The organism is Phreatobacter sp. AB_2022a (assembly GCF_026847585.1).
Taxonomy (GTDB): Bacteria; Pseudomonadota; Alphaproteobacteria; order Rhizobiales; family Phreatobacteraceae; genus Phreatobacter.
Genome location: NZ_JAPSET010000001.1, coordinates 60,076 through 85,495, shown reverse-complemented (window position 1 = coordinate 85,495; position 25,420 = coordinate 60,076). Strand labels below are relative to the sequence as shown.

The window sequence follows — 25,420 nt, the reverse complement described above, 5'->3', positions numbered from 1 at the left end:
AGCTCTCCCGCCATGGACACGCTCAAAGCCTTCCTGCGCCACCCCAGCGGCATGATCGGCCTCGCCATCCTCGTGGTCATCGTTGCGCTCGCGCTCGCCGCCCCCCTGCTCTATCCGGACGATCCCTGGGACATGGTCGGCCGCCCCTTTGCGCCGCCGTTCAGCGACGGCTTCCTGCTCGGCTCCGACACGCTCGGCCGCGACATCGCCGCCGGCATCGTGCACGGCACCCGGGTCTCGCTGACCATCGGCATCGCCTCGACGCTCGCCGCCGTCCTGATCGGCGTGCTGGTCGGCGCGGTGGCCGGCTATTGGGGCGGCGCGGTCGACGACGCCCTGATGCGGCTCACCGAACTGTTCCAGACCATACCGGGCTTCATCCTCGCCATTCTCCTGGTGGCGACACTCGGCCCTTCGCTCGTCAATGTGGTCTTCGCGATCGGCGCCGTCAGTTGGCCGCCGCTCGCGCGGCTGACCCGTGCCGAGTTCCTGCGCCTGCGCGGCCGCGAATTCGTCCAGGCCGCCGCCTGCCAGGGACAGACAGCGCTCGCTGTCGTGCTGCGCCATATCCTGCCGAACGCGGTGTCGCCGATCATCGTCACGGGCTCGCTGACGATCGCCTCGGCCATTCTCATCGAAAGCGCGCTCAGCTTCATGGGGCTCGGCGATCCCAATCTGATGTCCTGGGGCTTCATGGTCGGCGCCTCGCGCACCGTGATCCGCCAGGCCTGGTGGATGAGCGTCTTTCCGGGCGTTGCGATCCTCCTCACCGTGCTCGCCATCAACCTGCTGGGCGAAGGCTTGAACGATACCCTCAACCCGCGCATCGCCCGTGGAGGACGGCACTGATGGCCGCCACCCCTCTCGTCTCCGTCGAGAACCTCTCGATCGCCCTGCCGAAGGGCGCCGACCGCCCCTTCGCGATCGAGGACGTGTCGCTGACGGTCGCCGCCAACGAGATCGTCTGTCTCGTCGGCGAATCCGGTTCGGGCAAGTCGATGACCGCCCATGCCCTGCTGCGCCTCCTGCCGCAGCAGGTCTCGATCGCCGCCGGCTCGGTCCGCTTCAAGGGCACCGACATCGCGCGGGCGGACGAAGCCGCCATGCGCCGTCTGCGCGGCGGCGAGATCGCGATGATCTTCCAAGAGCCCCTGAGCGCGCTGAACCCGCTCACCCGCGTCGGCGAGCAGATCGCAGAAGCCATCATCACCCACCAGCGGCCGGTTCCGGCGCGCCCGGCGCTCGATGCGCGCGTCCGCGACCTGATCGCAGCCGTCGGCCTGCCAGAGCCGGAGACACTGGCGCTGAGCTTCCCGTTCCAGCTTTCGGGCGGCCAGCGCCAGCGCGTGATGATCGCCATGGCCATGGCCAACAATCCAGCCCTGCTGGTGGCCGACGAGCCGACGACGGCACTCGACGTCACGACCCAGCGGCAGATCCTGGCGCTGATCAAGGAGCTGCAGGCCTCACGCGGCATGGGCGTCCTGTTGATCACCCACGATTTCGGCGTCGTCGCCGACATCGCCGACCGCGTGGTCGTGATGCGCGACGGCAAGGTGGTCGAACAGGGCAGCGTCGACGAGGTGCTGAGCCGGCCGCGCCACGCCTACACCAAGGCCCTGATCGCCGCCGTGCCCGGCGGGCGGCCGCAGACCCGGCCTCAGCGGCAGCTCGCCGGCGAAGCGCTGCTGACCGCCGAACATCTCAACAAGACCTTCGTGACCCGCCAGGGCCTGCTGCGGCCACCGCGCCGGGTTGTGGCCGTGCGCGACGTTTCGCTGGCGCTGCGGCCCGGCGAGACCGTCGCCGTGGTCGGCGAATCCGGCTCCGGCAAGTCGACGCTCGGCCGCATGATCATGCGCCTCATCGAACCGGACGATGGCGCGGTCAGGTATGCCGGCAACGACCTCCTGGCCTTGCGCGGCAAAGCGATGCGGGCCATGCGCCGCAACATCCAGATCGTCTTCCAGGATCCCTTTGCGGCCCTCGATCCGCGCCAGAAGGTGGGCGATGCCATCGCCCGCGGCCCGATGGCCTATGGCACGCCGGCCCGGGAGGCGCTTGCCGACGCCCGCCGGCTGCTCGCCCGCGTCGGGCTCAACGAAAGTGCCGCCGACCGCTATCCGCACGAATTTTCGGGCGGCCAGCGCCAGCGCATCTGCATCGCCAGGGCGCTGGCGCTGAAGCCGCGCGTGCTGATCGCCGACGAGGCGGTCTCGGCTCTCGATGTCTCCGTGCAGGCCCATATCCTCGCCCTGCTCGGCGAGCTCCGGGAGGAAATGGACCTTGCCATGGTCTTCATCACCCATGACCTGCGCGTCGCAGCCGAAATCGCCGACCGCATCGTGGTGATGCGCCGGGGCGAGATCGTCGAACAGGGCGAAACCCGGAAGGTCTTTGCCGCGCCGGCTCACGCCTATACGCGCGAGCTGCTGGCGGCGATCCCGGGGCGCCGGCTGTTCGCGGGGCCCGGCGGCACGCCCACTGCACCGGCCCTCATCGCCTGAGAGGGTCGTTTCGTTCTGGGGCGCTGAAACGCGCCATCCAGACGCTGCCCGCGCCGACATCGGCGAGCCGCCGCGTTTCGGCGACAGCACGGACAGCACCACCACGCCACTGCGCCATGGCTGGCGCGATGACGCGGTGCGCGGGACATGTCCGACGGCAGAACCCGAACGGCTTGGCGCGCATAAAAAAAACGCCGGGGCGAACCCCGGCGTTGATGGCGATGCGACAGCTATCGGCGGATCAATAGGCCGGCAGGCGGCTCGGATCCGGAACCTGCATGCGATCGATCAGGCTCTGCTCGAGCTCGCTCGTGCCGGCCCGGCCGCGATGCTGGCGCTGGTCGCTGAACTCGCGCGCGTGGCTCGGCACATAGGTGGTGTAGCCCGAGGCGCTGAAGGTGCTGCCGGCATTGCCGGTGCCGGCATCGCCCACGCCCTGAGCGAGGGCGGGAGCAGCCAAGCCGAGCGGAGCAATAAGGGCGGCGGCAAGAATGAACTTTTTCATGATGGTCTCCATATCCAGCCCCTCGCAGCACTGGGCGGCTCGACGAGGGGCGCTCAAATCAGTTGGACGAAAAGGCTAGACGGTCCGCGGACGAGGCCGTGTACCTCAGTTGCTCGTCGAGAAGGCCGAGGACGGCACCTGGCCGCGGTCGACCTGCACCTGGCCGATGGCCGGGACATAGCCAGCCGGGTGACGGGCGGTGAACTCACGCGCCTCCACCGGAGCGGCGGTCGTGATGGCGGGGGCGCCGAAATAGCCGGAAGCGTCACCCACGCCCTGGGCAAGGGCCGGCACGGCGGCGGTGAGGGGAGCGACGAGCGCGGCAGCGATAACGAACTTCTTCATGACAGTCTCCATTGAAAATCCGGGGGTGGGAGGGACACGCCAGATCCGGATTTGATGTTTCGGTGTCGGCGGGAGGTGTCCGCCGTCGACACTGGTGAGATAGGCGGTGTCAGGCTGATCCGCCAGTGGGTAAATTGAAAAAATGCATTCCAATATCGATCACAATCCGATGATGAATGCATTGTCGCAAATTTGACAATTCGGCGAAAGCACCAGGATCATCGACCGCGCAGCGCCCGTTGGCTCTCGAAAACAAGACGCCGGGGCGTTCGGCCCTGGCGCCCCGGCGGATTTCGCGTCCGCCCCGCAGGGACGGATGGCCCGTCAGTTCGAAGAGGAAAAAGCCGAGGACGACACGGCGCCGCGGTCGAGCTGCGCTCCTGCCACGGGAATGTGGCGGGCCGAGAATTCCCGGGCCTGAGCTGACGCGGAACTGGCGGCAATCGACGCACCGACATAGCCGGAAGCATCACCGGCGCCTTGAGCCAGAGCCGGAACCGCGAAGGCGAAAGGGGCAACGAGAGCCGCGGCGAGGACAAGGTTCTTCATGACAGTCTCCATGTGAGAACCCGGTGGTGGGAGGGATACGCCAGATCCGGGATGCTTTTTGCTTGCTGCGTCGTGGGATGTGTCCGCCGCCGACGCGGTGGAGATAGGTTCGGCCCCGCAGGCGCACCAGGCGCTTTCCAGAAAAATTGCATTCGCAAAACGGGAATAATCGAATCGAAAACAATGAATTGCAGCGATGCAATTCCGATTAATGCCATGCCCTGCCCTGCGACGCTCGGTGGCCGGCCGCGATGGACGCCGCCGTGCTATGGTCCGGGTCAGGACCAGCCCATGCGCCGTCATTCGCCGTCTCGGCTCCGCCGACCTCGACCTTGCGCGCGAGCTAAACCACCTTTTCGGTGTCGCCTTCGAGGATGCCGAGACCTACGGCGGCGCGCCCCCGACCGACGGCTATCTCGCCGGCCTTCTCGCGAAGGATCACGTGATCGTATTGGTCGCCTGTCTTGGCGGGCAGGTCATCGGCGGTCTCGTCGCCTATGAACTCGGCAAGCTCGAACGGGCCAGGAGCGAAATCTATATCTACGATCTCGCTGTCAGCGAGGTTCATCGCCGCCGCGGCATGGCGACGGCGCTGATCGATGCCTTGCGCCAGATGGCCGGGCTCCGCGGCGCACACGTCATCTTCATTCAGGCCGATCGCGGCGACGTGGCCGCCGTGGCCCTCTACGACAAGCTGGGCGCGCGCGAGGACGTCCTGCACTTCGATATCGCCGTCGACGATTGACCTGCCCCACGCCGCCTGCCTGGCTGCAGCCGTCCGGACCATGGCGCAGGGCCAGGTAGTTTTCGAGACGGGCGCCGGCTCGATCGCGGACTGGCGGCATGGATAGATGCCATGTCGATTTGTTATTTTTTACTGCATTATCAATATTTTATATCTCCAACGCCGCATCGGCGCCGTCGTTCCGCTTTTTCGCCCGGCCCATCTTTTTTGCGATCGTCGATCGCACTATAGTGGCCATCCTGGCGGGGCTGACGCAGCCTTTCCGGCATCGTAACCGGCCCGGCAACAGCACGACTGAGGTCCGCGAGCGGACAGGCCGACCGGCCTCCATCAGCGCATGCGGCGGGCATCTGGAGGTAGGAATGAAACTGAGACATGTCATTGCGGCTTGCGGCGCACTGGCGCTTCTCGCCGGCGCCGCCCGGGCCGAAACGCCGCAGCGCGGCGGGACCTTGCGCATCACCCTGACCGGCGACATCCGCAGCCTCGATGCGAGCCGCAGCGAGAACAATACCGACACCGTGCTGCACCACATCTACGAGGCCCTGGTAGCCCCCAAGGGCGACCTGACGGTCGGGCCGGCGCTGGCGGAAGGCTGGCAGGTATCGCCCGACGGCAAGACCTACAGTTTCAAGCTGCGCGAGGGCGCCATCTACCACAATGGCGACCGGGTGGTCGCCGGCGACATCAAGTGGTTGTTCGAGCGGCGCATGAATGCCGGGCGGAACGGCGCTCCCTGGCTGTGCGCGGCCAATTTCGACGGGTCACGCGGCCTCAAGGTGGAAGCCGTCGAGGCGCCCGACGAGCGCACCGTCACCTTCCGCCTGGACGCGGCGAACCCGCTGTTCCTGACCCGGCTCTCCGACGTCATCTGCAACATCTGGGCGGCGAGCCCGAAAAATGTCGGGCCCGACGGCAACTGGATCGCCGGCTCGGCCATCGGCAGCGGCCCGTTCAAGCTGAAGGAATGGCGCAAGGAGCAGTTCATCGCCCTGGAGCGCTTCGCCGACTATGTGCCCGCGGGCGGGCCGCGCGACGGCATGAGCGGCAATCGCACGGCCTATGTCGACGAGGTGCGCTTCGTCATCATTCCCGACAAGACGGCGGCGGAAACCGCGCTGTTTGCCGGGCAGATCGACGTCGTCTCGACTCTGCAGGCCTCGCGCATGGACGATATCCGCAAGCGCGGCGCGGTCGTCCAGTCGGCGCCGGGCCTGTCGCTGTCGGCCATCCTGATCCAGACCAACGACCCGCTCCTGTCCAACGTCAAGCTGCGCCGGGCCATCGCGCACGCGCTCGACCTCTCCGAAATCACCTCGGCCAAGACCGGCGGCCTGATCAGCTTCAACCCCTCCGGCGTGCCGCAGTCGAGCGCCTATTTCGACCCGTCCTTCCTGAACTGGCCGCGCTATGATCCGCAGGCGGCCCAGCGCCTGCTGGCCGAGGCCGGCTATCGTGGCCAGGTCATCAAGCTGCAGACCAACAAGCGCTATATCGGCATGTACGAAAACGCCGTTCTGGTGCAGGCCATGCTGACGGCGATCGGGCTCAAGGTGGAGCTGGAAGTGATCGACTGGGCGGCCCAGCTCGACAACTTCTTCGCCGGTCGCTTCCAGCTGCAGTCCTGGGGCTATGCTTCGCGGACCGACCCGCTGGTGATCTACGGCATGATCATCGGCAACAAGGCCGAGGTCGCCTCCGCCCAATGGGACAATGCCGAAGCGACCGCACTCTATCTCCGCGCCGTGGCGGCCACCGACTTCGAGGAGCGGCGCGGGCTGCTGCGGCAGCTGCAGGCCATGATGGCCGAGCAGGTGCCGATCCTCGGCCTCTATTATTATCCGGCGATCGAGGCGATCTCGCCGCGGCTCGTCAACTACGAGACCTGGACATTAGACAAGCCACGCGCCTGGGGCGTCTGGCTGCGCTCCTGAGCTCCAGGGCGGCCGCCACACGAAACAGGCGGGGCTCATGCGAGCCCCGCCCGTCCTGTTCCCCGAGGACTGGCCCGCAGGCGATGGGCCGCGATGGATCAGGCCGCCGTCTGCGGCCCGGCGGCGGCCGCGCTGAAACTGCGCTCGAGCAGCATCGCCGCGTCCAGGAGCCGCCGCGTATAGGCATGCCGGGGACGGTCGAAGATGTCGTCCCGGTCGCCGATCTCGACGATGCGCCCGTCCTGCATCACCGCCACGCGATCGGCGACCTGCTCGACCGCGCCGAGGTCGTGGGACACGAACAGGCAGGCAAAGCCGTAGCGCTCCTGCAATTGCCGAACGAGCCCGAGGATCTGCTTCTGGATCGTCATGTCGAGCGCCGAGACGGGCTCGTCAGCGACCACAAAGCTGGGTCGGCGCACGATGGCGCGCGCAATGGCGACGCGCTGGCGCTGGCCGCCGGACAGCTGGTGCGGCAGCCGCGCCAGGAATTCGGGGCCGAGCCCGACCTCGGCGCAGACCTCGCGCACCCGCTCCCGGCGCCGGCGCGCATCCAGCGACCGGTCGAGCTTCAGCGGCTCGCCGACGATGTCGCCGACCCGCTGGCGCGGGTCGAGCGAGGAATAGGGATCCTGGAAGACGATCTGCATGTCCTGCCGGCCGGCGCGCCCCGCAGCCGCGCCGCCCGTGGCAATGGTTTCGCCGTCGAAGGTGATGGTGCCACCGGTAATCCCGGTCAGCCCGACGATCGCCCGGCCGAGCGTGGTCTTGCCGGATCCCGAGCCGCCGACCAGCGCCAGGGTTTCGCCGCGCCGGATCGTGAGGTCGACGCCGTCGACCGCCCGCTTGCCCTCGGCCCGGCCGAACAGGCGGGCGCGGCCGGGATAGTCGATGACGATGTCGCGAAGCTCGACCAGGGGACGGCCCGGGCCCTGGCCGCGAGGCCCGCCGGCCGAGCGGCGGGGCAAGGCGTCGATGAGGCGGCGCGTATAGTCGTGTTTCGGCGCCTTCAGCACCGTGCTGCTCGGGCCCTGTTCGACCACCTTGCCGCGGTGCATCACCACGACGTCGCGGACATAGTGGGAGACCATGCCGAGGTCGTGGCTGATGAGCAGCACGGCGGTGCCGTTCTCCTGCGTCAACTCGACCATCAGGTCGAGCACGTCGCGCTGCACCAGCGTGTCGAGCGCCGTGGTCGGCTCGTCGGCGATCAGCAGATCCGGCTTCAAGAGCATGACCGAGGCCAGCATGATGCGCTGACGCATGCCGCCCGAAAATTCGTGCGGATAGGCGCCGAGACAGCGAACGGGATCCTTGATGCTCACGCGCTCCAGCATCGCCAGGCAGCGCTCGCGGACCTCGGCACCCGCCAGCCGCCGGTGCAGGACGAGTCCCTCGGCCATCTGCTCGCCGATCGTCATGGCCGGATTGAGCGAGACCATCGGCTCCTGGAACACCATGCCGATCCGCGCACCACGGATCGACCGCATGGCGCGCGCCGGCAGGCCGACGAGCTCGGTGCCCTGGAACATGATGCTGCTGCCGGCGGCCGGCATCAGTGGCGAGGGCAGAAGGCCGAGAATGGCGCGCGCCGCCATGGTCTTGCCCGAGCCGGACTCGCCGACGAGCGCCAGCATGCCGCCCGGCGCGATGCTGAAGCTCGCATTGTCGACCAGCTTCGCGCCATGCGGACCGATCGTCACGGAGAGATTTCCGGCCGAGACGACCGGCAACGAAGAGGACGTGTCTGTCATCGGGAACCCGTCACGACGAGAATGGGGTGGCAGCGTGCAGTGCCCGCGTCACGACTGCATCTTGGGATCGAGCCAGTCGCGCAGGGCATCGCCGAGCATGTTGATGCCGAGCAGCGTGACCGAAATGCACAGGCCCGGCAGGACGATCAGCGAAGGCGCCTGCGTGATGTAGGGCCGGGCCGTCGACAGCATGTTGCCCCAGCTCGGCGCCGGCGGTGGCACGCCGAGGCCGAGAAAGCTCAGGGCGCTCTCCGCCAGGATCGCCCAGCCGAACATGGTGGTCGCGAGCACCGTGATCGGCGCGACGCAATTGGGCAGGACGTGCCGCAGCATGGTGACGAGCTCGCCATTGCCCATCACCCGGGAGGCCTCGATATATTCGCGCTCGCGGATGGAGAGCACGCTGGAACGCGACACGCGGACGACCGCCGGCACATAGGCGATGCCGAGCGCGACGATGATCGCGTCGCGGCTCGCCCCGCTCACCGCCATGATGCCGAGCGCCAGCAGCAGCCCCGGGAAGGCCAGGAGCGAGTCGTTGAGGATCATGATCACCCGGTCGCACCAGCCGCGCATGTAGCCGGCGAGCACGCCGAACAGCAGGCCGAAGAAGACGGCGAACCCGACGCTGGCGAAGGCGATCCAGGTCGTGTTGCGCGCGCCGTAGATCAGCCGCGAGAGGACGTCGCGGCCGAACTCGTCGGCGCCCAGCAGGAAGGTGTCGGACGGCCCCTTCAGCGCCGAGCGCAGGTTGAGCTTCAGAGGATCGAACGGCGCGACCATCGGGCCGACGAGCGCGACAAGCACGAGGAGGACGACGAGCCCGCCGCCGATGATGGCGTTGGCGCGACCGCGGGACAGTCTGGGGAACATGCGGATCATCGTGACAGCCGCGGATCGAAATAGGGATAGAAGAGATCGACGACGAGGTTCACCAGCACGTAGTTGAAGCTGATGAAGAGGATGCAGCCCTGCACCACGGGGTAGTCGCGCGCATAGATCGCCTCGACCAGCAGCCGGCCGAGCCCGGGAATGGTGAACACCGTCTCGGTGACCGCGATGCCGCCGAGCAGGCTGCCGAGCATCAGGCCGAGCAGCGTCCAGGTTGGTGCGAAGGCGTTCTTGAAGGCGTGGCGCCAGACGACCGCCGGCTCCGACAAACCCTTGGCGCGGGCATGGCTGATATATTCCAGCCGGGCCACCTCGATCGTGCTGGCACGCGCCATCCTGACGATCGGCCCGATCTCCACCAGCACCAGCGTCAGGATCGGCATGACGACGAAGAGCACCGCCTGGCGCGGGTCCTCGCTGAACGGCACGTAGCCGACGATCGGGAACCATTTGAGCCAGAGGCCGAAGACCAGGAGGATCATCAGGCCCAGCCAGAAGCTCGGCAGGGACAAAAGCAGGGTCGATCCGGCGACCAGGCCGAGATCGGCGAGGCTGCCCTGCCGCCATGCGGCGAGCATGCCGAGCGGCACCGCGATCAGGGCGGCCAGCGTGATCGCCGCGACGACGATGGCGGCCGAAACGGCAAAGCGGCCGAGCATCAGCGGCAGCACCGGATCGCCCGTGGTGATGGACCTGCCGAAATCACCCGACAGGATGGCGCCGATCCAGACCCAGTATTGCTGCGCGAGCGGCCCTGAAAGTCCCATGCTCCGGCGCGTGGCCTCGACCTGATCTGGGGTCGCGAGGTCGCCGAGCATGACGGCGGCAGGGTCGCCCGGAATGAGCCGCATAAGGAAGAACACGGCAAGCGACACGATGATCAGCGTCGGAACGGCCTGGGCGATGCGCCCCGCCAGGAATCGGCCCATGACTTTGCCCCTCCTTGTCACTGCCGCCGGTCGGCGCTGCCTGGATCGAAGGGGCGGACGCCGGCGCGGCGTGCCCGCCGGGCCGGATATCGGCAGCCGCCAAGGCGCACTGCTCAACGGTTCCCCTCTTCTTGCCGCCATGGCGGCAGCCACGTCGCATCGGCGGCCTTGCGATCCTTATAATGCGATCGACGATCGTTTCCAAGGATTTTCAATGCAACTCCACTCTATTTCATAACTGCTTGAAATTAATGATTTTTATTGAAAATAAGAATAGCAGATCGCCAGACAGATTGGGCAAAAAACTGAAAAAAACAAACGAGATTTCCGGCCCACATCTCCTCGCCGTCGCGCACCATCGCCTCGCGGGAAAACCGGACGCGATCAACGCCGCATTTCACCATGTCGCGGCCACAGTTTTCAGATCGCCTTCCTCTATCTGATCCGCGATATCAAAAGCACAAAAATATGAAAAAAATAGCCAATATTTCAATTGATTACCTGTCGTCGCGGCAGAGCATATCTGCCAAGAAAACTCCTATCTCGACCAAAAAAATTGCGATTGTCGATCGCAAATTTCTATGCCAGGAATAGGCGTGCCGGAGAGGGCCGCAGGTCCGCCGCGCCAATGCAGAGGCAGGACCAATGTCGGGCAACGCTCCCTACGGGATCTTTGATGTCGCGGTGGCGGCAAAGCGGCTGCTGTCGCCCCACATGGTCCGGCTGACTTTCGCCGGCGCCGGTGTCGCGAACATGGAGACCTATGCGCCCGACCAGCGCATCAAGCTGTTCTTCCCGGCCGACGACGGCCGCGCCCCGGCAATCCCCGACCGGCCGGACTGGTATGCCGTCTATCGGGCGGCCGCGCCCAAGGACAGGGTGCCGATGCGTACCTATACCATTCGCGACCTGCGCGCCGGCCAGGGTGAGGTCGACGTCGATTTCGTGCTGCATGGCGATGCCGGACCGGCCTCGCGCTGGGCGCTGCGCGCCACCGTCGGCGACGCCATCCAGATCGCGGCGCCGCGCCGGGACCATGCGGGCGAACGCGGCGGCTTCGAATGGAAGCCGCCGCGCGAAGCCGGCGACATCCTGGTGATCGCCGACGAGACGGCCCTCCCCGCCGTGGCGGGCATCATCGAGAGCCTGGCGGCCCGACAGCGGCCGCCTGCCGTGCAGGCCTTCATCGAGGTGCCGACCGCGGCCGACCGCCTGGACCTGCCCGCTTTCGACGGCCTGTCGGTGGAATGGCTTGCCCGCGAGACGGCGACAGGCGCCGCCGGCTACGGCGACCTGATGGTGGCGGCCGCAGGCAAGGCCCGGCTCCCGCCTCCCGCCGCCGCGCGTGGCGACACGCTTCAGGATTTCGACCATGACGGCGAGATCCTGTGGGATCGCGCGGAAGCCACCAGCGCGCCGTTCTATGCCTGGGTCGCGGGCGAAACCGGCGCCGTCAGCCGCATCAGGCACTATCTCGTGAAAGAACGGGCGATCGACCGCCGGCTCGTCAACCTGATGGGCTACTGGCGTCTCGGCAAAGTTCTGGATTGAGCCGGCGGCTCCGCGCTGCCGATCCGCCGCGTCCCACCTGCCATCCGACAATTACAGAAAGGGGTCTTCCGTGACCTACCAGAACTATTCGCGCGAGCAGTTGCAGAAGATCGATTCCGCGCACTATCTGCATCCGTTCAGCAACCACAAGGAGCTGCGGGCCGCGGGCGCGCGCATGATCGTGCGCGGCGACGGGCCCTTCGTCTACGACACGGAAGGCGCCGAGATCCTCGACGGCATGGCCGGCCTCTGGTGCGTCAATATCGGCTACGGCCGCCATGAGCTGGCGGAAGCCGCGGCGGCCCAGTTGAAGGAGCTGCCCTTCTACAACTCCTTCTTCGCCTGCGCCACGCCGACGCCGGTGCTGCTGTCCGGCAAGCTCGCCGAACTGGCTCCGGCCCATGTCAACCAGGTCTTCTATGGCTCGTCCGGGTCCGAGGCGAACGACACGGCGCTGCGCATCGTCCGCCACTACTGGGCGCTGGAAGGCAAGCCCGAGAAGAACATCGTCATCTCGCGCACGACCGCCTATCACGGCTCGTCGATCGCGGCGACCTCGCTCGGCGGCATGGCCAAAATGCACAAGCAGCTCGGCGGCGCCGTGCCCAACATCGTCCATGTCATGCCGCCCTATGCATTCGAGCTGGCCGAGCCCGGCGAGAGCGATCATGACTTCGGCCTGCGGGCGGCGCGCGCCGTGGAAGCCGCCATCTTGGAGGCCGGCCCGGACAAGGTCGCCGCCTTCATCGGCGAGCCGGTCATGGGCGCCGGCGGCGTGCGCATCCCGCCGGCCAGCTATTGGCCGGAAGTCCAGGCGATCTGCCGGAAATACGATGTCCTGCTGATGCTGGACGAGGTGATCACCGGCTACGGCCGCACCGGCGAGTGGTTCGCCGCCAAGACCTTCGGCATCGAGCCCGACACGATCACCACGGCGAAGGCGCTGACCTCAGGCTATCAGCCGCTGTCGGCCCTGCTGGTGGGCGATCGGATCGCCGCCACGCTGGTCGAGAAAGGCGGCGAGTTCACGCATGGCTATACCTATTCCGGCCATCCGGTCGCCTGCGCGGTGGCGCTGAAGAACCTCGAGATCATGGAGCGCGAAGGGCTCGTCGACAGGGTTCGGACCGATACCGGCCCCTATTTCAGCAAGGCCCTGAAGGAACGCCTCGGCGATCATGCGCTGGTCGGCGAGACGCGGTCCATCGGCCTGATGGCGGCGATCGAAATCGTCAGGGACAAGGGCGCGCGCAGCCGCTACGAGCCGGCCGGTTCGGCCGGGCTGATCGTGCGCGATCATGCCATTGCCGGCGGCCTGATGGTGCGGGCGATCGGCGATACCCTGGTCATGTCGCCGCCGCTGATCTGGACGCGCGAGACGATCGACCTTGCCTGCGAGCGGCTGCGCCGGGCGCTCGACCAGGCTGCGGACGAGCTGGCACGCCGGCCCTGAGCGGCGCCGGCCGGTCCGGCTTCGACATTTGCGCGCCGACACGGCCGCGCGGCCAATGTCGCAGCCCCGGCCGGCGGCCAGGAACGGCTTCGGACGGTCAGGACGCCCGGCGCGCGGTCGGCTCGGCGGGGCTGTCGTGGAAACGGGCGCTCTTCAGCAGATACATCTCGCCTTCGCGGATATCCTTCTCGATCGCTTCGCGCGCCCGCGGCCCGTCCTTGGCCTCGAGCGCGGCCAGGGCCTCGGCGTGATGATCGACGGCCATCAGCTCGGAGAGATCGCCCTTGAACCAGTCGGCCATGTTGCGCAGGAACGGGCCGACCTGCATCCACAGCGTCTCGATCAGGAAGATCATCTCCTCATTGCCGCAATGACGGTAGATCGCGAACTTGAAGTCGTAATTGGCCCTCAGATAGGCGCCGATGTCGCCCACCTCGATCGCGTTCATCCGCTCGGCGCAATTGCGCCGGATCGTGCGCAGGTTGTTGCCGTTGATCGTGCCCGCCGCCCGCTCCGCCGCGGCCCCTTCCAGCACGGTGCGGGCATCCATCAGATTGACGAAGGCCGCCGAGGTCATCAGCGGCACTTCCATGCTGCCGTTCGGCAAGGGCCGCAGCGCCCGCAGCGCCTGCAGCCGCAGCAGCGCGCTGCGCACCGGCATGTCGCTGGTGCCGAGCTCCTGGGCGAGCTTGCGCGAGGTCAGCTTCTGCCCGGGCTCGAACTCGCCGGACATCAGCGCCCGGACGATCTCGCGATAGACCTTTTCGTGCAGCGGCGCCGCGTCCAGCTGCGAAAGGCCGAATTGGGTTCTTGTCGCCATCGTTGTCCTGACCGGAAAATCGCGGGTCTGTCGTCTGATTGCACTTTTTGGGCTGATTCTAACATTGACGCGTCTGCGATGCAGGGCGCGCCAACAAGCGCCGGAGCCGACCCGCCCGGCCGGCGTCATGCGGCTTCGAGGTGGTCGCGGATCGCCCTGAAGGCGGCAAGCGTGTCCAGCGCCCGCTCGGGACTGGTGAAATCGGGCCAGGTGGAGAGTTTGACCGCGGCGAAATCGGCCTGCGGATCGATAAAAATGAACTGCCCGAAAATGCCGCGTGCGACATAGGAGCGGCGGCGCACGTCCTCGATCCAGAACTGGTTGTGATAGGCGCCATGCGGCAGCACCGTCCGGTAGAGCTCGCCGAAAAGCTCGCCGGTGCCCGCGCGCGTCGCCTCGATCCAGGCAGCGGGGATGATCTGCCGCCCATCCCGCCGGCCGTTGCCGAGCAGCAGCAGCGCCAGGCGGCCATAGTCGCGCAGGCTCGCGCAGAAGCCGCCATCGGCGAGCGCCGTGCCGCCGCGGTCGACGGTGATGTAGGCATCCTCCGCCGCCCCCATGGGCGCCCAGATCTCGCGGCTCATGAGTTCGGCGAGCGGCGTTCCGGTCGCCCGCTCCACGATGAAGCCGAGCACGTCGGTCTCGATCGAGCGATAGCTGAACCGCGTCCCGTGCTCGCAGTCCTGGTCGGTCAGCGTCAGGACGAGCTCCCACATGGTCTTCGGCCATTCGGGGCGGGTCAGATCCTTCCAGCCGCAGGCGTGGTCGAGCCGCATCATGTGCGACCCCTCGGTGGTGTAGGATTCGTCGAACGTCACGCCGCTCGTCATGTCGAGCACATGCCGCACGCGCGCGCCGCGATAGGCGGTCGCCGCGAGCTCGGGCAGATAGTCGGTCACGGGCGCTTCGACATCGATGATGCCGCGATGGACGAGAATGCCGACCAGGAGACCGACGATCGACTTGGTGACCGACATGGCCAGATGCGTGCCGTGCGGAACCAGACCGTTGAAATAGTGCTCGGCAACGATCGCGCCGCGATGCAGCACCAGGAAACCGTCGGTAAAGCTCTCCTGCAGGAACGCCTCGATCGTGCGCTGGCGGCCGCCCAGCCTGTAGGCGAGGCCGCCAACGTCCTTGAGGGCCTCCGGCATGGCCATGACCGGCCCCGCGCCGCGCCAGACCTGCGCGGTCGGCGTCATCTCCCGGATATGCTGGAAGGTCCAGCGGTGATAGGGGGCGATGTCCCAGCCGCGGCGCGGAATGATCGGCGCGCCGGGATTGAGCGGATCACGGAACGGATAGCGCGCGGTCTCGATGGTCATGACAGGGTCCTTCCGCATGGCGGCACGGCTCGATCGGGATCATGGGATGTCAGAGGTCGACCTCGACGGTGCCGACCGGCTCGGTCGAGCAGGCGAGCACGAAGCCCCCGGCCTTCTCGACGGCCGACAACACGGTGCGTCCGGGATCGGCGCAGTTGGCCGCGAGCCGCCACGCGCCGGCCGTCACGCGCACCCGGCAGGTGCCGCAGATCCCCGCCTCACAATCGGCTTCCGGCGCAATGCCTTTGGCGCGCGCGAGCGCCAGCAATGTGGTGCGGCCCTCGCCCTCGGCGATCACACCGCTCGCGCGGAACGTCACGCGATAAGACGCCGCCTCGCCCGGCTCGACCGGCGCGTCCGTCCCGAAGCTCTCTTCAAGGAATGCCGCGGGCCGATCCGGCACCATGGCGGTGTGGATCGCGCGGGCGGTGCGGCGGAAACCTTCCGGGCCGCAGCACATGACGGTGCGCGCGGCAAGATCGGGGCACACAGCCCGCATCATCGCCGCATCGAAGCGGCCATGGAACAGGCGTCCGCCATCGATATCATGGGCCCCGGCAGCCTGCGTCAGGTTCCAGGATAGGCGCAGCCGCGGCCCCAGCCGGGCGCGCAGCGCTCGGAGCTCGGCGAGAAACGGCAGGTCCGCGGCGGTGCGCGCGCCGTGATGGAAGACGATATCGAGAGGCAGATCGCGATCGGCGGCAAAGCGCAGCATCGCGATCATCGGGGTGATGCCGCTGCCGGCCGACAGCAGGAGCAGGCGATCGTCCGCCCGCGCCGCCAGATGGAACCGGCCGTTCGGACCGAGCGCCCGCAGGCTCGCGCCGGCGTGGAAATTGTCGTGCAGCCAGTTCGACCGCACCCCGCCGGCGACACGCTTGACGGTGACGGCGAGTTCGCCGGGCCGCGACGGTGAGGACGACAGCGTATAGTTCCGCCGTTCGGTTTCGCCCGCGCCGTCGAAAAGCAGAGTGATGAACTGCCCGGGCTCATAGGCGACCGCCTCGCCCGCCTCGACGCGGAAGCGGAAGGTGCGCATGTCCCGCGCCTCGTCCTCGGTGCCGACGCAATGCAGCAGCCTGCCCCGGCGGCCGTCCGGCTGGGGGGCACGGCGCGGCGGCGGGCTGCCCGGCTTCAGCACGACCGGCGCCTTGCGCGCCAGGACGGTGAGCGGATCGCCGGCGAACAGCCGGCCAGGTCCGCGGGGGACCAGGAACTGGCCGAAATAGACCTTGCCATCCTCGCCCCGCCGCTCGCGCCCGAGCGTCGCAAGCGGCTCCTGATCGGTCCGCCTTTGGCCGGTGCGTGGATCCAGGGTGACCATGACGCAGCGGTCGCAGGGGCCGACGACGTCGAATTCGACCGCTCCGATCCGGATGCGCGCCCAACCGTCCTCGGCATAGGCGGCTGCGCCGGCAATGACCAGATTGGGCCGGAACCGGTCCATGCCGACCGGCTCGTCCAGATAGAGATTGAGATGGGCGAGCGAGGCCGCATTGGCCAGGAGGATCGGAGCGGTGTCGGCGAAAGACACCTCGCAGCCGGGATCGATCACCATGGCGCGCCGGGTATCGGGCCCCTTGACGACCAGGCGGCACGGCTGGCCGGCTAGCTCCGAAAGCCAGGCCGCGGCCGCCTCGCCCGCATCGAGCGGCAGCACCTTCGAGCGCCAGAGGGTCACCGCGCGGGCGAGCGGCCGCAGGTCGCGCTTGGCGATGACGAGCGGCGTCCGGCCCGGCGCCATGAGCACGATGTCGTCACCGTCGATCTCGCACTGAACCGTCAGGAGCGCAGGCGCGGCACGTGCGGTGAGCACCTTGTCGTCGGCGCCGACCGCCATCAGCCGCCGGTCGTCCAGCAATCCCTCCGGCTCGACGGTGACGGTGCGACGCACCAGGCCCGCCGCCGACTTCAACGGGAAGACACGGATCGCCGCGAGTCGGCAATCGTTTGCCGGAACGTCGTCCCACTTCTCCGACGGCGATGTCCGAAACACGGTTGCCAGCTCCCTTCGATTGCGCTTGGCCCCGCTCGGCCGGACGTGCGCCGAGCAGTTGACGGCTTCCATATACTGCGATCGCCGATCGCGCAATGTGGAACAAACTCGACCTGCGTAAAATCAACCCAAAAGTCTGAACTCATACAATCTTTTTGTATCGAGAACCCGCCGAAAGCGCTCTCATGAACTGCCGGAAGTGAAAAAGATTCGCGCAGACGAAACCGACACAGCACAACACTCCGTCCGGGGCTTTCCGACACCCGGCGCGAATGAATTTCTACCACGCGATGTCGGCAATGGTGCTTCGCCGCCGATCGGCCAATGCTGGCGGACGTGGCGGGCCTGACGGTCTGTGCGCGGGCGCTGCCGCAGCGCCTTCGACCGGCCATCTGCCGCAAGTGCCAGGGACAAGGGCACGAGGAACAAGATCACCAGAACAGCTTTGCCCGTCTCCCGCGTCTTGCCGGCGCCAGGGACGGCATTCGAGGGACGGACGGAAATGCGGGCACGCCTGCCCAACGGCTCATGCCGCAAGGCCGACGCGCTGTGCTCAAGCGACGCCGTGCCTTCGTCGCGCTCGAATGCGGCGCCGGGCCGCGCTCGCCCATTCCATGCTGACGGAGGAACCCCATGAAACGGCGTGAATTTCTGCAGGCGGCCGGCCTCGGCACGGCTTCGCTCGCCCTGCCCGCCCGCCTGCGCGCGGCGGGCGAGACGACATTGCGCTTCACGCCGCAGCAGGACCTCGTGACCCTCGATCCGATCCTGACCACCGGCTACATCACGCGCAACTACGCCTACATGGTCTACGACACGCTCTACGGCATGAACGCGCGCTATCAGGCGACGCCGCAGATGGTCGACGGCCATCGCGTCGAGGATGACGGCAAGCGCTGGGACCTCACGCTGCGCGACAATCTTTTCTGGCACGACGGCGAACGCGTGCTCGCGCGCGACTGCGTCGCCAGCATCAAGCGCTGGGGCCAGCGCGACACGTTCGGCGTCGCGCTGATGGCGGCCACCGACGAACTCTCCGCTCCCGACGACCGCACCATCCGTTTCAGACTGAAGCGCCCCTTCCCGCTGCTGCCGATCGCGCTCGGCAAGGCGTCCGTGCCGGTGTGCGCCATGATGCCCGAGCGGCTCGCCACCACCGATCCCTTCAAGCCCGTCGCCGAGATCATCGGCAGCGGCCCGTTCCGCTTCAAGATGGACGAGCGGGCGCCTGGATCGATCAACGTCTTCACCCGCTTCGAGCGCTACGTGCCGCGCAAGGACGGCGAACTGACCTGGACCTCCGGCCCGAAGGTCGTGCATTTCGATCGGGTCGAATGGAATTCGATCCCCGACCCCTCGACCGCCACCGCCGCGCTCATGTCGGGCGCCCAGCACTGGCAGGAATATGCCTATCACGATCATCTGCCGATGCTGAAAGGCGCCCGGCAGGTGACGACACGGGTGCTCGACCCGACCGGATTCGTCTGCATGATGCGGCTCAACTTCCTGCATCCGCCCTTCGACAATCCGGCCATCCGCCGCGCGCTCTGGGGCGCGCTCGCCCAGCGCGACTACATGGAGGCGGTGGTCGGAACCGACGATGCCACGCTCTTCAACATTCCGCTCGGCTACTTCTGCCCGGGCACGCCGATGGCGACGACCGCCGGCCTCGACATGCTCTCCGGCCCGCGCCAGGTCGAGAAGGTCAAGGATGAGCTGCGCACCGCCGGCTACAAGGGCGAGAAGGTCGTGATCATGGCCTCCAATGCCGGCGCGCTCGCCGCCATCGGCGCGGTCGCGGCCGACATGCTCAAGCGCGTCGGCATGGATGTCGAGGTCTATGTCGTCGAGTTCAACGCCATGCTGCAGCGCCGCAACCGGCAGGGCCCTGTCTCCGAAGGCGGCTGGAGCGCCTTCGTCACCAACTGGGCAGGCATGGACTGGCTGAACCCCGCCGTTCACATGGCCCTGCGCGCCGACGGCAGCTATCCGGGCTGGTCGCGCAACCAGCGCATCGACAGCCTGCGCTCGGCCTGGCTCGAAACCGGCGACGAGGCCGCCCAGGCCGCCATCTGCCGCGACATCCAGATCGAGGCGGTGAACGACGTGCCGTTCTATCCGCTCGGCCAATATCTGCAGCCGACGGCCTATCGCAACTCGCTGACCGGCGTGCTCGACGGCTTCGCCACCTTCTGGAACGTCAGGCGCGCCTGACGTGCCGCCGCGCTTCGCTTCACGCCATCCGAACCGGCCGGGCTCCTCCCGGCCGGCACCCGACTTCGCGACAATGGAGACTACCGATGACCGAGCCCCAAGCCGTCCGTCAGAGCGCGCTCGACTGGATCGCGCGCAATGAAAAGCGCCTGTCCGCCTTCAACGAGCGGATCTGGGCCTTTGCCGAACCGGCCTGGCGCGAATACCGCTCGCTCGACGCCTATGTCGACATCCTCAAGGAGGAAGGCTTCGAGGTGGAGGCCGGCTCCGGCGAAATGCCGACCGCCTTCGCTGCGCGCTGGGGCTCCGGCGGGCCCGTGCTCGCCGGCTTTTCCGAATATGACGCGGTGCCCGGCAATTCGCAGCAGGTTGTGCCGCGCGAGGCCCCGCGCGAGGGCCTGCATCCCTACGCGGCTGGCCATACCGACCCGCATTCCGTGTTGGGCACGGCGTCGCTCACCGCCATGCTCGCCACCAAGGCGGCGTTCCAGCAGCACGGGGTCGCGGCAACCCTGAAGCTGTTCGGCGAGCCTGCCGAGAAGGTCTGCGGCTCCAAGCCGATCCATGCCGCCAAGGGCTACTACGACGGGCTCGATGCGGCCGTCGTCTGGCACCCCTGGCCGAGCAATACGGTCACCGGGGACATCCATTTCGGCGCCTATTGGAGCGCGATCATCACCTTCGAGGCGGACGATCCGGAAAATTGGGTCGATCCCTCGCTGATGCCAACCCAGGCCACTCACGCGGTCGCCCGCGCCCCCGGCGCGCTCGACGCGCTCTGCCTGATGTATACGACGACCAAATACACCAAGGAGGCTATGTTTCCGCACAGCGGCTCGTGGACACTCAACGAATTCGTCTTGGGCGATGCCGGCGCCACCTCCGACAACCTGCCGCCCCGTTTCAGCCAGATCCAGTATTCCTGGCGCTCCTCGTCACTCGCCATCCAGGAGCAGATCTGGCGCGTGCTCGCCCGCAACGCCCGCTCGGCGGCGCTCGCCACGGGCTGCAAGGCCTTCGTGCGCTGGGTCACGAAAACCCGCGTCGGCCTGCCGAACACGGCGCTGACCAACCTGACCTGGGACAATCTTCGGGCGGTCGGGGCGCCTACCTACGCGGAGGAAGCGCTCGCCTTCGGCCGGGAGATCCAGAAAAATCTCGGCCTCGAGCCGATGGCCAACCCGTTCATCGAAAGCGTGACGACGCTGACGACGCCGGAAGAGAACGACAAGGGCCTGAAGCGCACCCTCGCCGGCTGGCAGAGCCATCTCAGCGCCGACGACTACGTCGAATATTCCTGGCATTGTCCGACCGTCAGGCTGCTGGCGGCGCGGCCGCGGCTGAGGCCGCCCTCGCCCGGCTATGCCTATCCCAACTGGGCGTACAACGCGATCGGCGGCCTGCCCGCGGCGGTCGATCCCGGCCTGTTCGTCGCCGCCAAGACCATGGCCTTGACCATGGTCGATCTGGCGACCAAGCCCGGCGCCCTCGAGGCGTGCCAGACCGAATTCCGCGAACGCACAGGCGGTGGCGTCGGCGGCAAGGACTGGGTCGGGCCGCTGCTGCCGGCCGATTTCGATCCGCCGGTCGACCTGCGCTGGCCGGAATATGTCTCGACCCGCCGCGGCGAGGAATGGACCTTCCCGACCCCGCGCCGCGGCACCGGGGCCGGCGAACCGATCTGATCGATCGCCCTACGCGCCGGCCATCCCCTCCTCGGCGAGAGGATGGTCGGCCGCGCACAGCGCGTGATTGCCGAGGATCTCGATCACCCGGCAATCGGTGGCCCGGCCACCTCGGCAGCTCTCCGTCATCCGCTCGAGTTCGGCTTCCAGCGCCCTCAGCCGGGCGATGCGGCTGCGGACCTGAACGAGCTGGGCAGTGGCGAGGCGGTCCGCCTCGTCGCATGACCGTTCGGGGCCATCCGTCAATGCCAGCAAAGTGCGGATCGCCTCGATCGGAAAGCCGAGCTCCCGGGCGTGGCGGATGAACAGAAGCCGGCTCACCTGGCGTGCGTCGTAGAGCCGCTGGTTGCCCTGCGAACGAAACGGCGGAGGCATCAGGCCGATCGTCTCATAGTAGCGGATGGTCGGCACTTTGGTGGCGGCGCGCCGGGCCAGCGCGCCGATGCTGAGACCGCCTGCCCGTATTTTTCCGGTCATCGCAAAAAACCGCTTGAACCTCTAGTCGCTGGAGGTTGCATAGACCAAGTCGGCCCGGTTTTCCAAGGGGGGCGACGCCGACCGGCTTCACTCCGCCACCCTGGCCGCAGGCCCCGGAGCGGAGACGAACCATGAGCTTTTTCAAGCACCTTCTCGGTGGCGGCCGCCACGGCCGGCAGAGCCGCCATCACGGCGGCTACGGCTATGGCCCGACCACGACGGGATCGCCGGCGGCGGCGATCCTCTGCCCGGCCTGCGCAGCGCAAAACACGACCGGCAGCCGGTTCTGCGGCCAGTGCGGCACCGCGCTCGGCACGCGGCCCTGCCCGTCCTGCTCGACCGAACGACCGGCTTCTGCAAAGTTCTGTCCGCAGTGCGGCGCGGCGGGCTGATCGCTGAGCCGATCGTCCCGCTCCGGTTCGCCGGCAATGTCATCACCGCATTGCCGGCCATGACTATTCCCCGCCCCCCGACACACGAAGGAGTGACCCCATGGGAGCCGGCCACGATCATGGCGCCCGCACGCAGAACCAGACGCGGCTGACCATCGCGCTCGCCCTCACCACGACCTTCCTGGTCGCCGAGGTGGTGGGCGGCATCCTCACCAATTCGCTGGCGCTCCTCTCGGACGCCGCGCACATGTTCACCGATGCGGTCGGCCTCGCCATCGCGCTGGCCGCGGTGCGCATCGCGCGCCGCCCGCCGGACATGCGGCGCACCTATGGCTTCTACCGCTTCGAGATCCTGGCTGCCGCCTTCAATGCGGTGCTGCTGTTCGGCGTCGCCATCTACATCCTCTACGAAGCCTGGCAGCGCTTCGCGGCACCGCCCGAGGTCCAGTCCGTGCCGATGCTGGTGATCGCCGTGCTCGGCCTGATCGTCAACATCATCGCCATGCGCCTCCTGTCGGCCGGCAAGGATGCGAGCCTCAACGTCAAGGGCGCCTATCTGGAGGTCTGGAGCGACTTTCTGGGCTCCGTCGGCGTCATCCTCGGCGGCCTCGTCATCTGGCTGACCAACTGGACCTGGGTCGACACGGTGATCGCGGTCGCGATCGGCCTCTGGGTCCTGCCGCGCACCTGGATCCTGCTGCGCGAGAGCATCGACGTCCTGCTGCAGGCCGCGCCCGCCGGCATCGACGTGGCCGCCGTCGAGCGCGACCTGAAGGCGATCGACGGCGTGGCCGACGTCCACGACCTGCATGTCTGGTCGCTGACCAGCGACCGCAATGTGGTCACCGCCCATATCGTGACCCGCGCAGGCCCGGACGGCATGATCGCGCTGCGCAAGCAGGTCGAGACGCTGCTCGAACAGCGCTACGACCTGCACCTGTCGACGATCCAGATCGAGGACGAAACCGGGCACGGCGCGTGAGCGCCGGCCCCACCTTGCGCGCAGTGGAACTTGTCGGCGACGCCTCTTTGCGTCACAACGCTGATCCTGCAACGCACGGATCGCTCGATGACCAAGACCTTCGCCGCCTTCGCCCTGCTGGCCGCCACCGCCTTCGGCGCTGCTGAATTCGTCGTGCCGGCGGTGCGCGCCCAGGCTGCCGCTCCGCAGGCGGCCGCGCCGGCCGCCTCGCCCCTGCCGGGCGGTGCCTCGTCGCTGCAGGAGACCTATCAGGACTGGCAGGTCGCCTGCGTCCAGCAGGGCACCGGCAAGCGCTGCGCGCTGTCGCAGCAGCAGTCGGACCCGCAGAGCCGGCAGCGGGTGCTGGCGGTCGAGCTGACGACCGTCGGCGACAAGGCCGAAGGCCTGCTCGTCCTGCCCTTTGGCCTGGCGCTCGACAAGGGCGTGAGCCTGCAGATCGACGACGGCCCGGTCGGCCAGCCCTTGCGGTTCCGCACCTGCCTGCCCGCCGGCTGCCTGGTGCCGCTGTCGTTCGACGCGCGGACGCTGGCGAGCCTGCGCCGCGGCACGGTCATCAAGGCGAAGGTCGCGACCGATGACGGCCGCGAGACCACCTTCTCGATCTCGCTCAAGGGGCTCGCTCCGGCGCTGGACCGCACGGCGGCTCTGCTGCGCTGACATGATGGCCGCGGGGCTGCATCACGTCACCCTGGTCACCGGCCAGGCACAGGCCAATGTCGACTTCTATGCCGGCTTCCTCGGCTTGCGCCTGGTCAAGCGCACCGGCGGGTTCGAGGACGCGACCCAGCTCCATCTCTTTTACGGGGATGCTGCGGGCTCTCCGGGCTCGCTGGTGACCTTTCTCGTCTGGGAGGACGGCGCGCCGGGGCGCGTCGGGCTCGGCCAGTTCACCGAGCTCGCGCTGGCCATCCCCTCCGCCAGCATCGGCTTCTGGCTGACCCGCGCGATGAGCCACGGCGTGAAGGTCGCCGGTCCCTCCCGGCTTTTCGGCCAGCCCGTGCTGCGGCTCACCGATCCCGACGGCGCCACGGTGCGGCTCGCCGGCACCGACGATCTCGCGGCTGCCGCGCCGCTCGGGGACGGCCCGGTGCCGGCCGAGCACGCCATTCGCCGCCTTGCGGGAGCGACCCTGCTCACCGACCAGCTGCGGATGAGCGAGGCCTTCTTCGCGGATCATCTCTCCTATCGCGAAACCGCCCGCGAGGACGGGCTGGTGCGCCTCACCTCGCCCGCCGGCGACAGCCTGGATCTGCGCGACGCCAGCGGCTTCTGGCCCGGTGCCAGCGGCCCGGGCACGATCGATCACCTCGCCTTCCGGACCGCCGACGCGGCAGGCCTTCAGGCGGCGCTCCGCCGGCTGGAGGATGAAGGCCGCGAAGTCAGCCCGATCAAGGACCGACGCTATTTCACCTCGCTCTATTGGCGCGAGCCGGGCGGCGCGCTGTGCGAACGGGCGACCGACGGCCCCGGCATGACCGTGGACGAGACCCCGGCCGGGCTCGGTGAGGGCCTGTTCGTCCCGCCCGGCACGGGTGAGGCGGTCAAGCTGCAATTGCCTGATATCGCCCTTCCCGGCGAACCGCGCGAGCGGCGGGCCGATCTGGCCTTCGTGCACCGCCTGAAACGGATGGACGGCGGCGACGGCAGCACCATCGTCCTGCTGCACGGCACCGGCGGCAACGAAACCGACCTCATGCCGCTCGCCCATGTGGCGGCGCCGAACGCCAACCTGCTCGGCTTTCGCGGCAGGAGCACGGAAGCCGGGTCGCTGCGCTGGTTCCGGCGGTTCGACACCGGCGCATTCGACACCGCCGACATTGCGCGCGAGGCGGAAGCCTTCGCCGCGACGCTTCAGGAGGCCCTCGCCTTCTATGGGCTCGACGCCGAGCGGACGATGCTGCTCGGCTATTCCAACGGTGCCAACTTTGCTGCGGCGACGATGATGCTGCAACCGGGCCTGGTTCGCAACGCGGTGCTCATGCGCCCGGTGCAGGTGCTGGACAGTCCGCCCGCCGCAGACCTCGCCGGCGCGCAGGTGCTGGCGCTGACCGGCTCCACCGATCCCTATCTTGCGGAGGCCGCGGGACTGATCCGCCAATTGCGCGAAAGAGGCGCCGTGGTCGACCTGCGCGAACTGACCGCAGGCCATGCATCCGGCGATGCCGACATAGCGGCGATCCGAGCCTGGCACGCCGCCTGGTACGGCGCTTGAGCCTCCAGTGGCCGGCCGCCCACGGGCACAGTCGCCCGCCGCCGGATCGTTTCCGCGCTCCCACCTCGTAACACTTTTTGACAATTGACAAGCTGCAGCGGACGTAACGTCATTTGGGCTCGCTATGCGGGCCAGACAACCTGTATAAAGAATC

General features: G+C 67.9%; 23 protein-coding genes. 13 read left to right on the top strand and 10 right to left on the bottom strand.

The window, feature by feature from the left end; translation table 11 throughout:
* Positions 1-12 precede the first annotated feature (12 nt).
* Together OZ671_RS00405 and OZ671_RS00400 are read left to right on the top strand one after the other, a co-directional pair.
* Positions 13-849 (top strand): ABC transporter permease, encoded by an 837-nt coding sequence (locus tag OZ671_RS00405; RefSeq protein WP_268858860.1) that lies wholly within the window; start codon positions 13-15, stop codon positions 847-849.
* On the top strand, positions 849-2,507 hold the full coding sequence (locus OZ671_RS00400) for an ABC transporter ATP-binding protein (RefSeq protein WP_268858859.1): 1,659 nt from the start codon (positions 849-851) through the stop codon (positions 2,505-2,507). Before OZ671_RS00405 ends, OZ671_RS00400 begins: the two co-directional genes overlap by 1 nt.
* A 241-nt stretch (positions 2,508-2,748) precedes the next feature.
* On the opposite strand, the gene OZ671_RS00395 is transcribed toward OZ671_RS00400, so the two are convergent.
* The 3 genes from OZ671_RS00395 to OZ671_RS00385 all read right to left on the bottom strand — a co-directional run bounded on the left by OZ671_RS00395 (position 2,749) and on the right by OZ671_RS00385 (position 3,906).
* Positions 2,749-3,012 (bottom strand): hypothetical protein, encoded by a 264-nt coding sequence (locus OZ671_RS00395; RefSeq protein ID WP_268858858.1) that lies wholly within the window; start codon positions 3,010-3,012, stop codon positions 2,749-2,751.
* A 105-nt stretch (positions 3,013-3,117) separates the two neighbouring features.
* Positions 3,118-3,357 carry a hypothetical protein gene (locus OZ671_RS00390; protein ID WP_268858857.1) on the bottom strand — a complete coding sequence of 80 codons (240 nt, stop codon included), beginning with the start codon at positions 3,355-3,357 and terminating at the stop codon, positions 3,118-3,120.
* Between the two features lie 324 nt (positions 3,358-3,681).
* Positions 3,682-3,906 carry a hypothetical protein gene (locus OZ671_RS00385; RefSeq protein WP_268858856.1) on the bottom strand — a complete coding sequence of 75 codons (225 nt, stop codon included), beginning with the start codon at positions 3,904-3,906 and terminating at the stop codon, positions 3,682-3,684.
* Between the two features lie 268 nt (positions 3,907-4,174).
* Here OZ671_RS00385 and OZ671_RS00380 point away from each other — a divergent pair, with 268 nt between their 5' ends.
* Positions 4,175-4,651, top strand: a complete 477-nt coding sequence (locus OZ671_RS00380) for an AAC(3)-I family aminoglycoside N-acetyltransferase (protein WP_268858855.1) — start codon at positions 4,175-4,177, stop codon at positions 4,649-4,651.
* Positions 4,652-5,013: 362 nt separating this feature from the next.
* Complete coding sequence (locus OZ671_RS00375; RefSeq protein WP_268858854.1) at positions 5,014-6,585, top strand: ABC transporter substrate-binding protein; 1,572 nt, start codon at positions 5,014-5,016, stop codon at positions 6,583-6,585.
* Between the two features lie 98 nt (positions 6,586-6,683).
* Here OZ671_RS00375 and OZ671_RS00370 read toward each other — a convergent pair whose 3' ends face one another.
* From OZ671_RS00370 to OZ671_RS00360, 3 genes are read right to left on the bottom strand one after another with little or no spacing between them, the layout of a single operon-like run.
* Positions 6,684-8,339 carry a dipeptide ABC transporter ATP-binding protein gene (locus OZ671_RS00370; RefSeq protein ID WP_268858853.1) on the bottom strand — a complete coding sequence of 552 codons (1,656 nt, stop codon included), beginning with the start codon at positions 8,337-8,339 and terminating at the stop codon, positions 6,684-6,686.
* A 48-nt stretch (positions 8,340-8,387) separates the two neighbouring features.
* On the bottom strand, positions 8,388-9,200 hold the full coding sequence (locus OZ671_RS00365; RefSeq protein WP_442957040.1) for an ABC transporter permease: 813 nt from the start codon (positions 9,198-9,200) through the stop codon (positions 8,388-8,390).
* Between the two features lie 17 nt (positions 9,201-9,217).
* Positions 9,218-10,159, bottom strand: a complete 942-nt coding sequence (locus OZ671_RS00360) for an ABC transporter permease (protein WP_268858851.1) — start codon at positions 10,157-10,159, stop codon at positions 9,218-9,220.
* Positions 10,160-10,173: 14 nt separating this feature from the next.
* Here OZ671_RS00360 and OZ671_RS00355 point away from each other — a divergent pair, with 14 nt between their 5' ends.
* The 3 genes from OZ671_RS00355 to OZ671_RS00345 all read left to right on the top strand — a co-directional run bounded on the left by OZ671_RS00355 (position 10,174) and on the right by OZ671_RS00345 (position 13,163).
* Positions 10,174-10,602, top strand: coding sequence for a hypothetical protein (locus OZ671_RS00355; RefSeq protein ID WP_268858850.1), 429 nt, complete (start codon positions 10,174-10,176; stop codon positions 10,600-10,602).
* Positions 10,603-10,804: 202 nt separating this feature from the next.
* Positions 10,805-11,710: a siderophore-interacting protein gene (locus OZ671_RS00350; protein WP_038310347.1), complete on the top strand. Its 906-nt coding sequence runs from the start codon at positions 10,805-10,807 to the stop codon at positions 11,708-11,710.
* A 70-nt stretch (positions 11,711-11,780) separates the two neighbouring features.
* Entirely contained in the window at positions 11,781-13,163 is a 1,383-nt protein-coding gene (locus OZ671_RS00345) for an aspartate aminotransferase family protein (RefSeq protein WP_268858849.1), read from the top strand.
* A 97-nt stretch (positions 13,164-13,260) separates the two neighbouring features.
* Here the strand turns inward: OZ671_RS00345 and OZ671_RS00340 are convergent, their stop codons facing one another.
* From OZ671_RS00340 to OZ671_RS00330, 3 genes are all read right to left on the bottom strand, one after another.
* The gene (locus OZ671_RS00340) at positions 13,261-13,983 is read right to left on the bottom strand and encodes a GntR family transcriptional regulator (RefSeq protein ID WP_038310343.1); all 723 of its coding nucleotides are present in this window, start codon (positions 13,981-13,983) and stop codon (positions 13,261-13,263) included.
* Between the two features lie 125 nt (positions 13,984-14,108).
* Complete coding sequence (locus OZ671_RS00335; protein ID WP_268858848.1) at positions 14,109-15,308, bottom strand: serine hydrolase domain-containing protein; 1,200 nt, start codon at positions 15,306-15,308, stop codon at positions 14,109-14,111.
* A 49-nt stretch (positions 15,309-15,357) separates the two neighbouring features.
* A complete protein-coding gene (locus tag OZ671_RS00330) occupies positions 15,358-17,304 on the bottom strand; it encodes an MOSC domain-containing protein (RefSeq protein ID WP_268858847.1) in 1,947 nt (648 codons plus the stop codon).
* 633 nt (positions 17,305-17,937) lie between these two features.
* Between OZ671_RS00330 and OZ671_RS00325 the strand changes: the two genes are divergently transcribed.
* Positions 17,938-19,518 carry an ABC transporter substrate-binding protein gene (locus tag OZ671_RS00325; protein ID WP_268858846.1) on the top strand — a complete coding sequence of 527 codons (1,581 nt, stop codon included), beginning with the start codon at positions 17,938-17,940 and terminating at the stop codon, positions 19,516-19,518.
* Positions 19,519-19,604: 86 nt separating this feature from the next.
* Positions 19,605-21,203: an amidohydrolase gene (locus OZ671_RS00320; RefSeq protein ID WP_268858845.1), complete on the top strand. Its 1,599-nt coding sequence runs from the start codon at positions 19,605-19,607 to the stop codon at positions 21,201-21,203.
* 9 nt (positions 21,204-21,212) lie between these two features.
* Here the strand turns inward: OZ671_RS00320 and OZ671_RS00315 are convergent, their stop codons facing one another.
* On the bottom strand, positions 21,213-21,680 hold the full coding sequence (locus OZ671_RS00315; RefSeq protein ID WP_268858844.1) for a MerR family transcriptional regulator: 468 nt from the start codon (positions 21,678-21,680) through the stop codon (positions 21,213-21,215).
* Positions 21,681-21,811: 131 nt separating this feature from the next.
* Between OZ671_RS00315 and OZ671_RS00310 the strand changes: the two genes are divergently transcribed.
* From OZ671_RS00310 to OZ671_RS00295, 4 genes are all read left to right on the top strand, one after another.
* Positions 21,812-22,072 carry a zinc-ribbon domain-containing protein gene (locus tag OZ671_RS00310; RefSeq protein WP_268858843.1) on the top strand — a complete coding sequence of 87 codons (261 nt, stop codon included), beginning with the start codon at positions 21,812-21,814 and terminating at the stop codon, positions 22,070-22,072.
* A gap of 100 nt (positions 22,073-22,172) precedes the next feature.
* Positions 22,173-23,054, top strand: coding sequence for a cation diffusion facilitator family transporter (locus OZ671_RS00305; RefSeq protein WP_038310330.1), 882 nt, complete (start codon positions 22,173-22,175; stop codon positions 23,052-23,054).
* A gap of 87 nt (positions 23,055-23,141) precedes the next feature.
* A complete protein-coding gene (locus OZ671_RS00300) occupies positions 23,142-23,711 on the top strand; it encodes an invasion associated locus B family protein (RefSeq protein WP_103168111.1) in 570 nt (189 codons plus the stop codon).
* A 4-nt stretch (positions 23,712-23,715) separates the two neighbouring features.
* The gene (locus tag OZ671_RS00295) at positions 23,716-25,266 is read left to right on the top strand and encodes a VOC family protein (RefSeq protein ID WP_442957039.1); all 1,551 of its coding nucleotides are present in this window, start codon (positions 23,716-23,718) and stop codon (positions 25,264-25,266) included.
* Positions 25,267-25,420 lie beyond the last annotated feature (154 nt).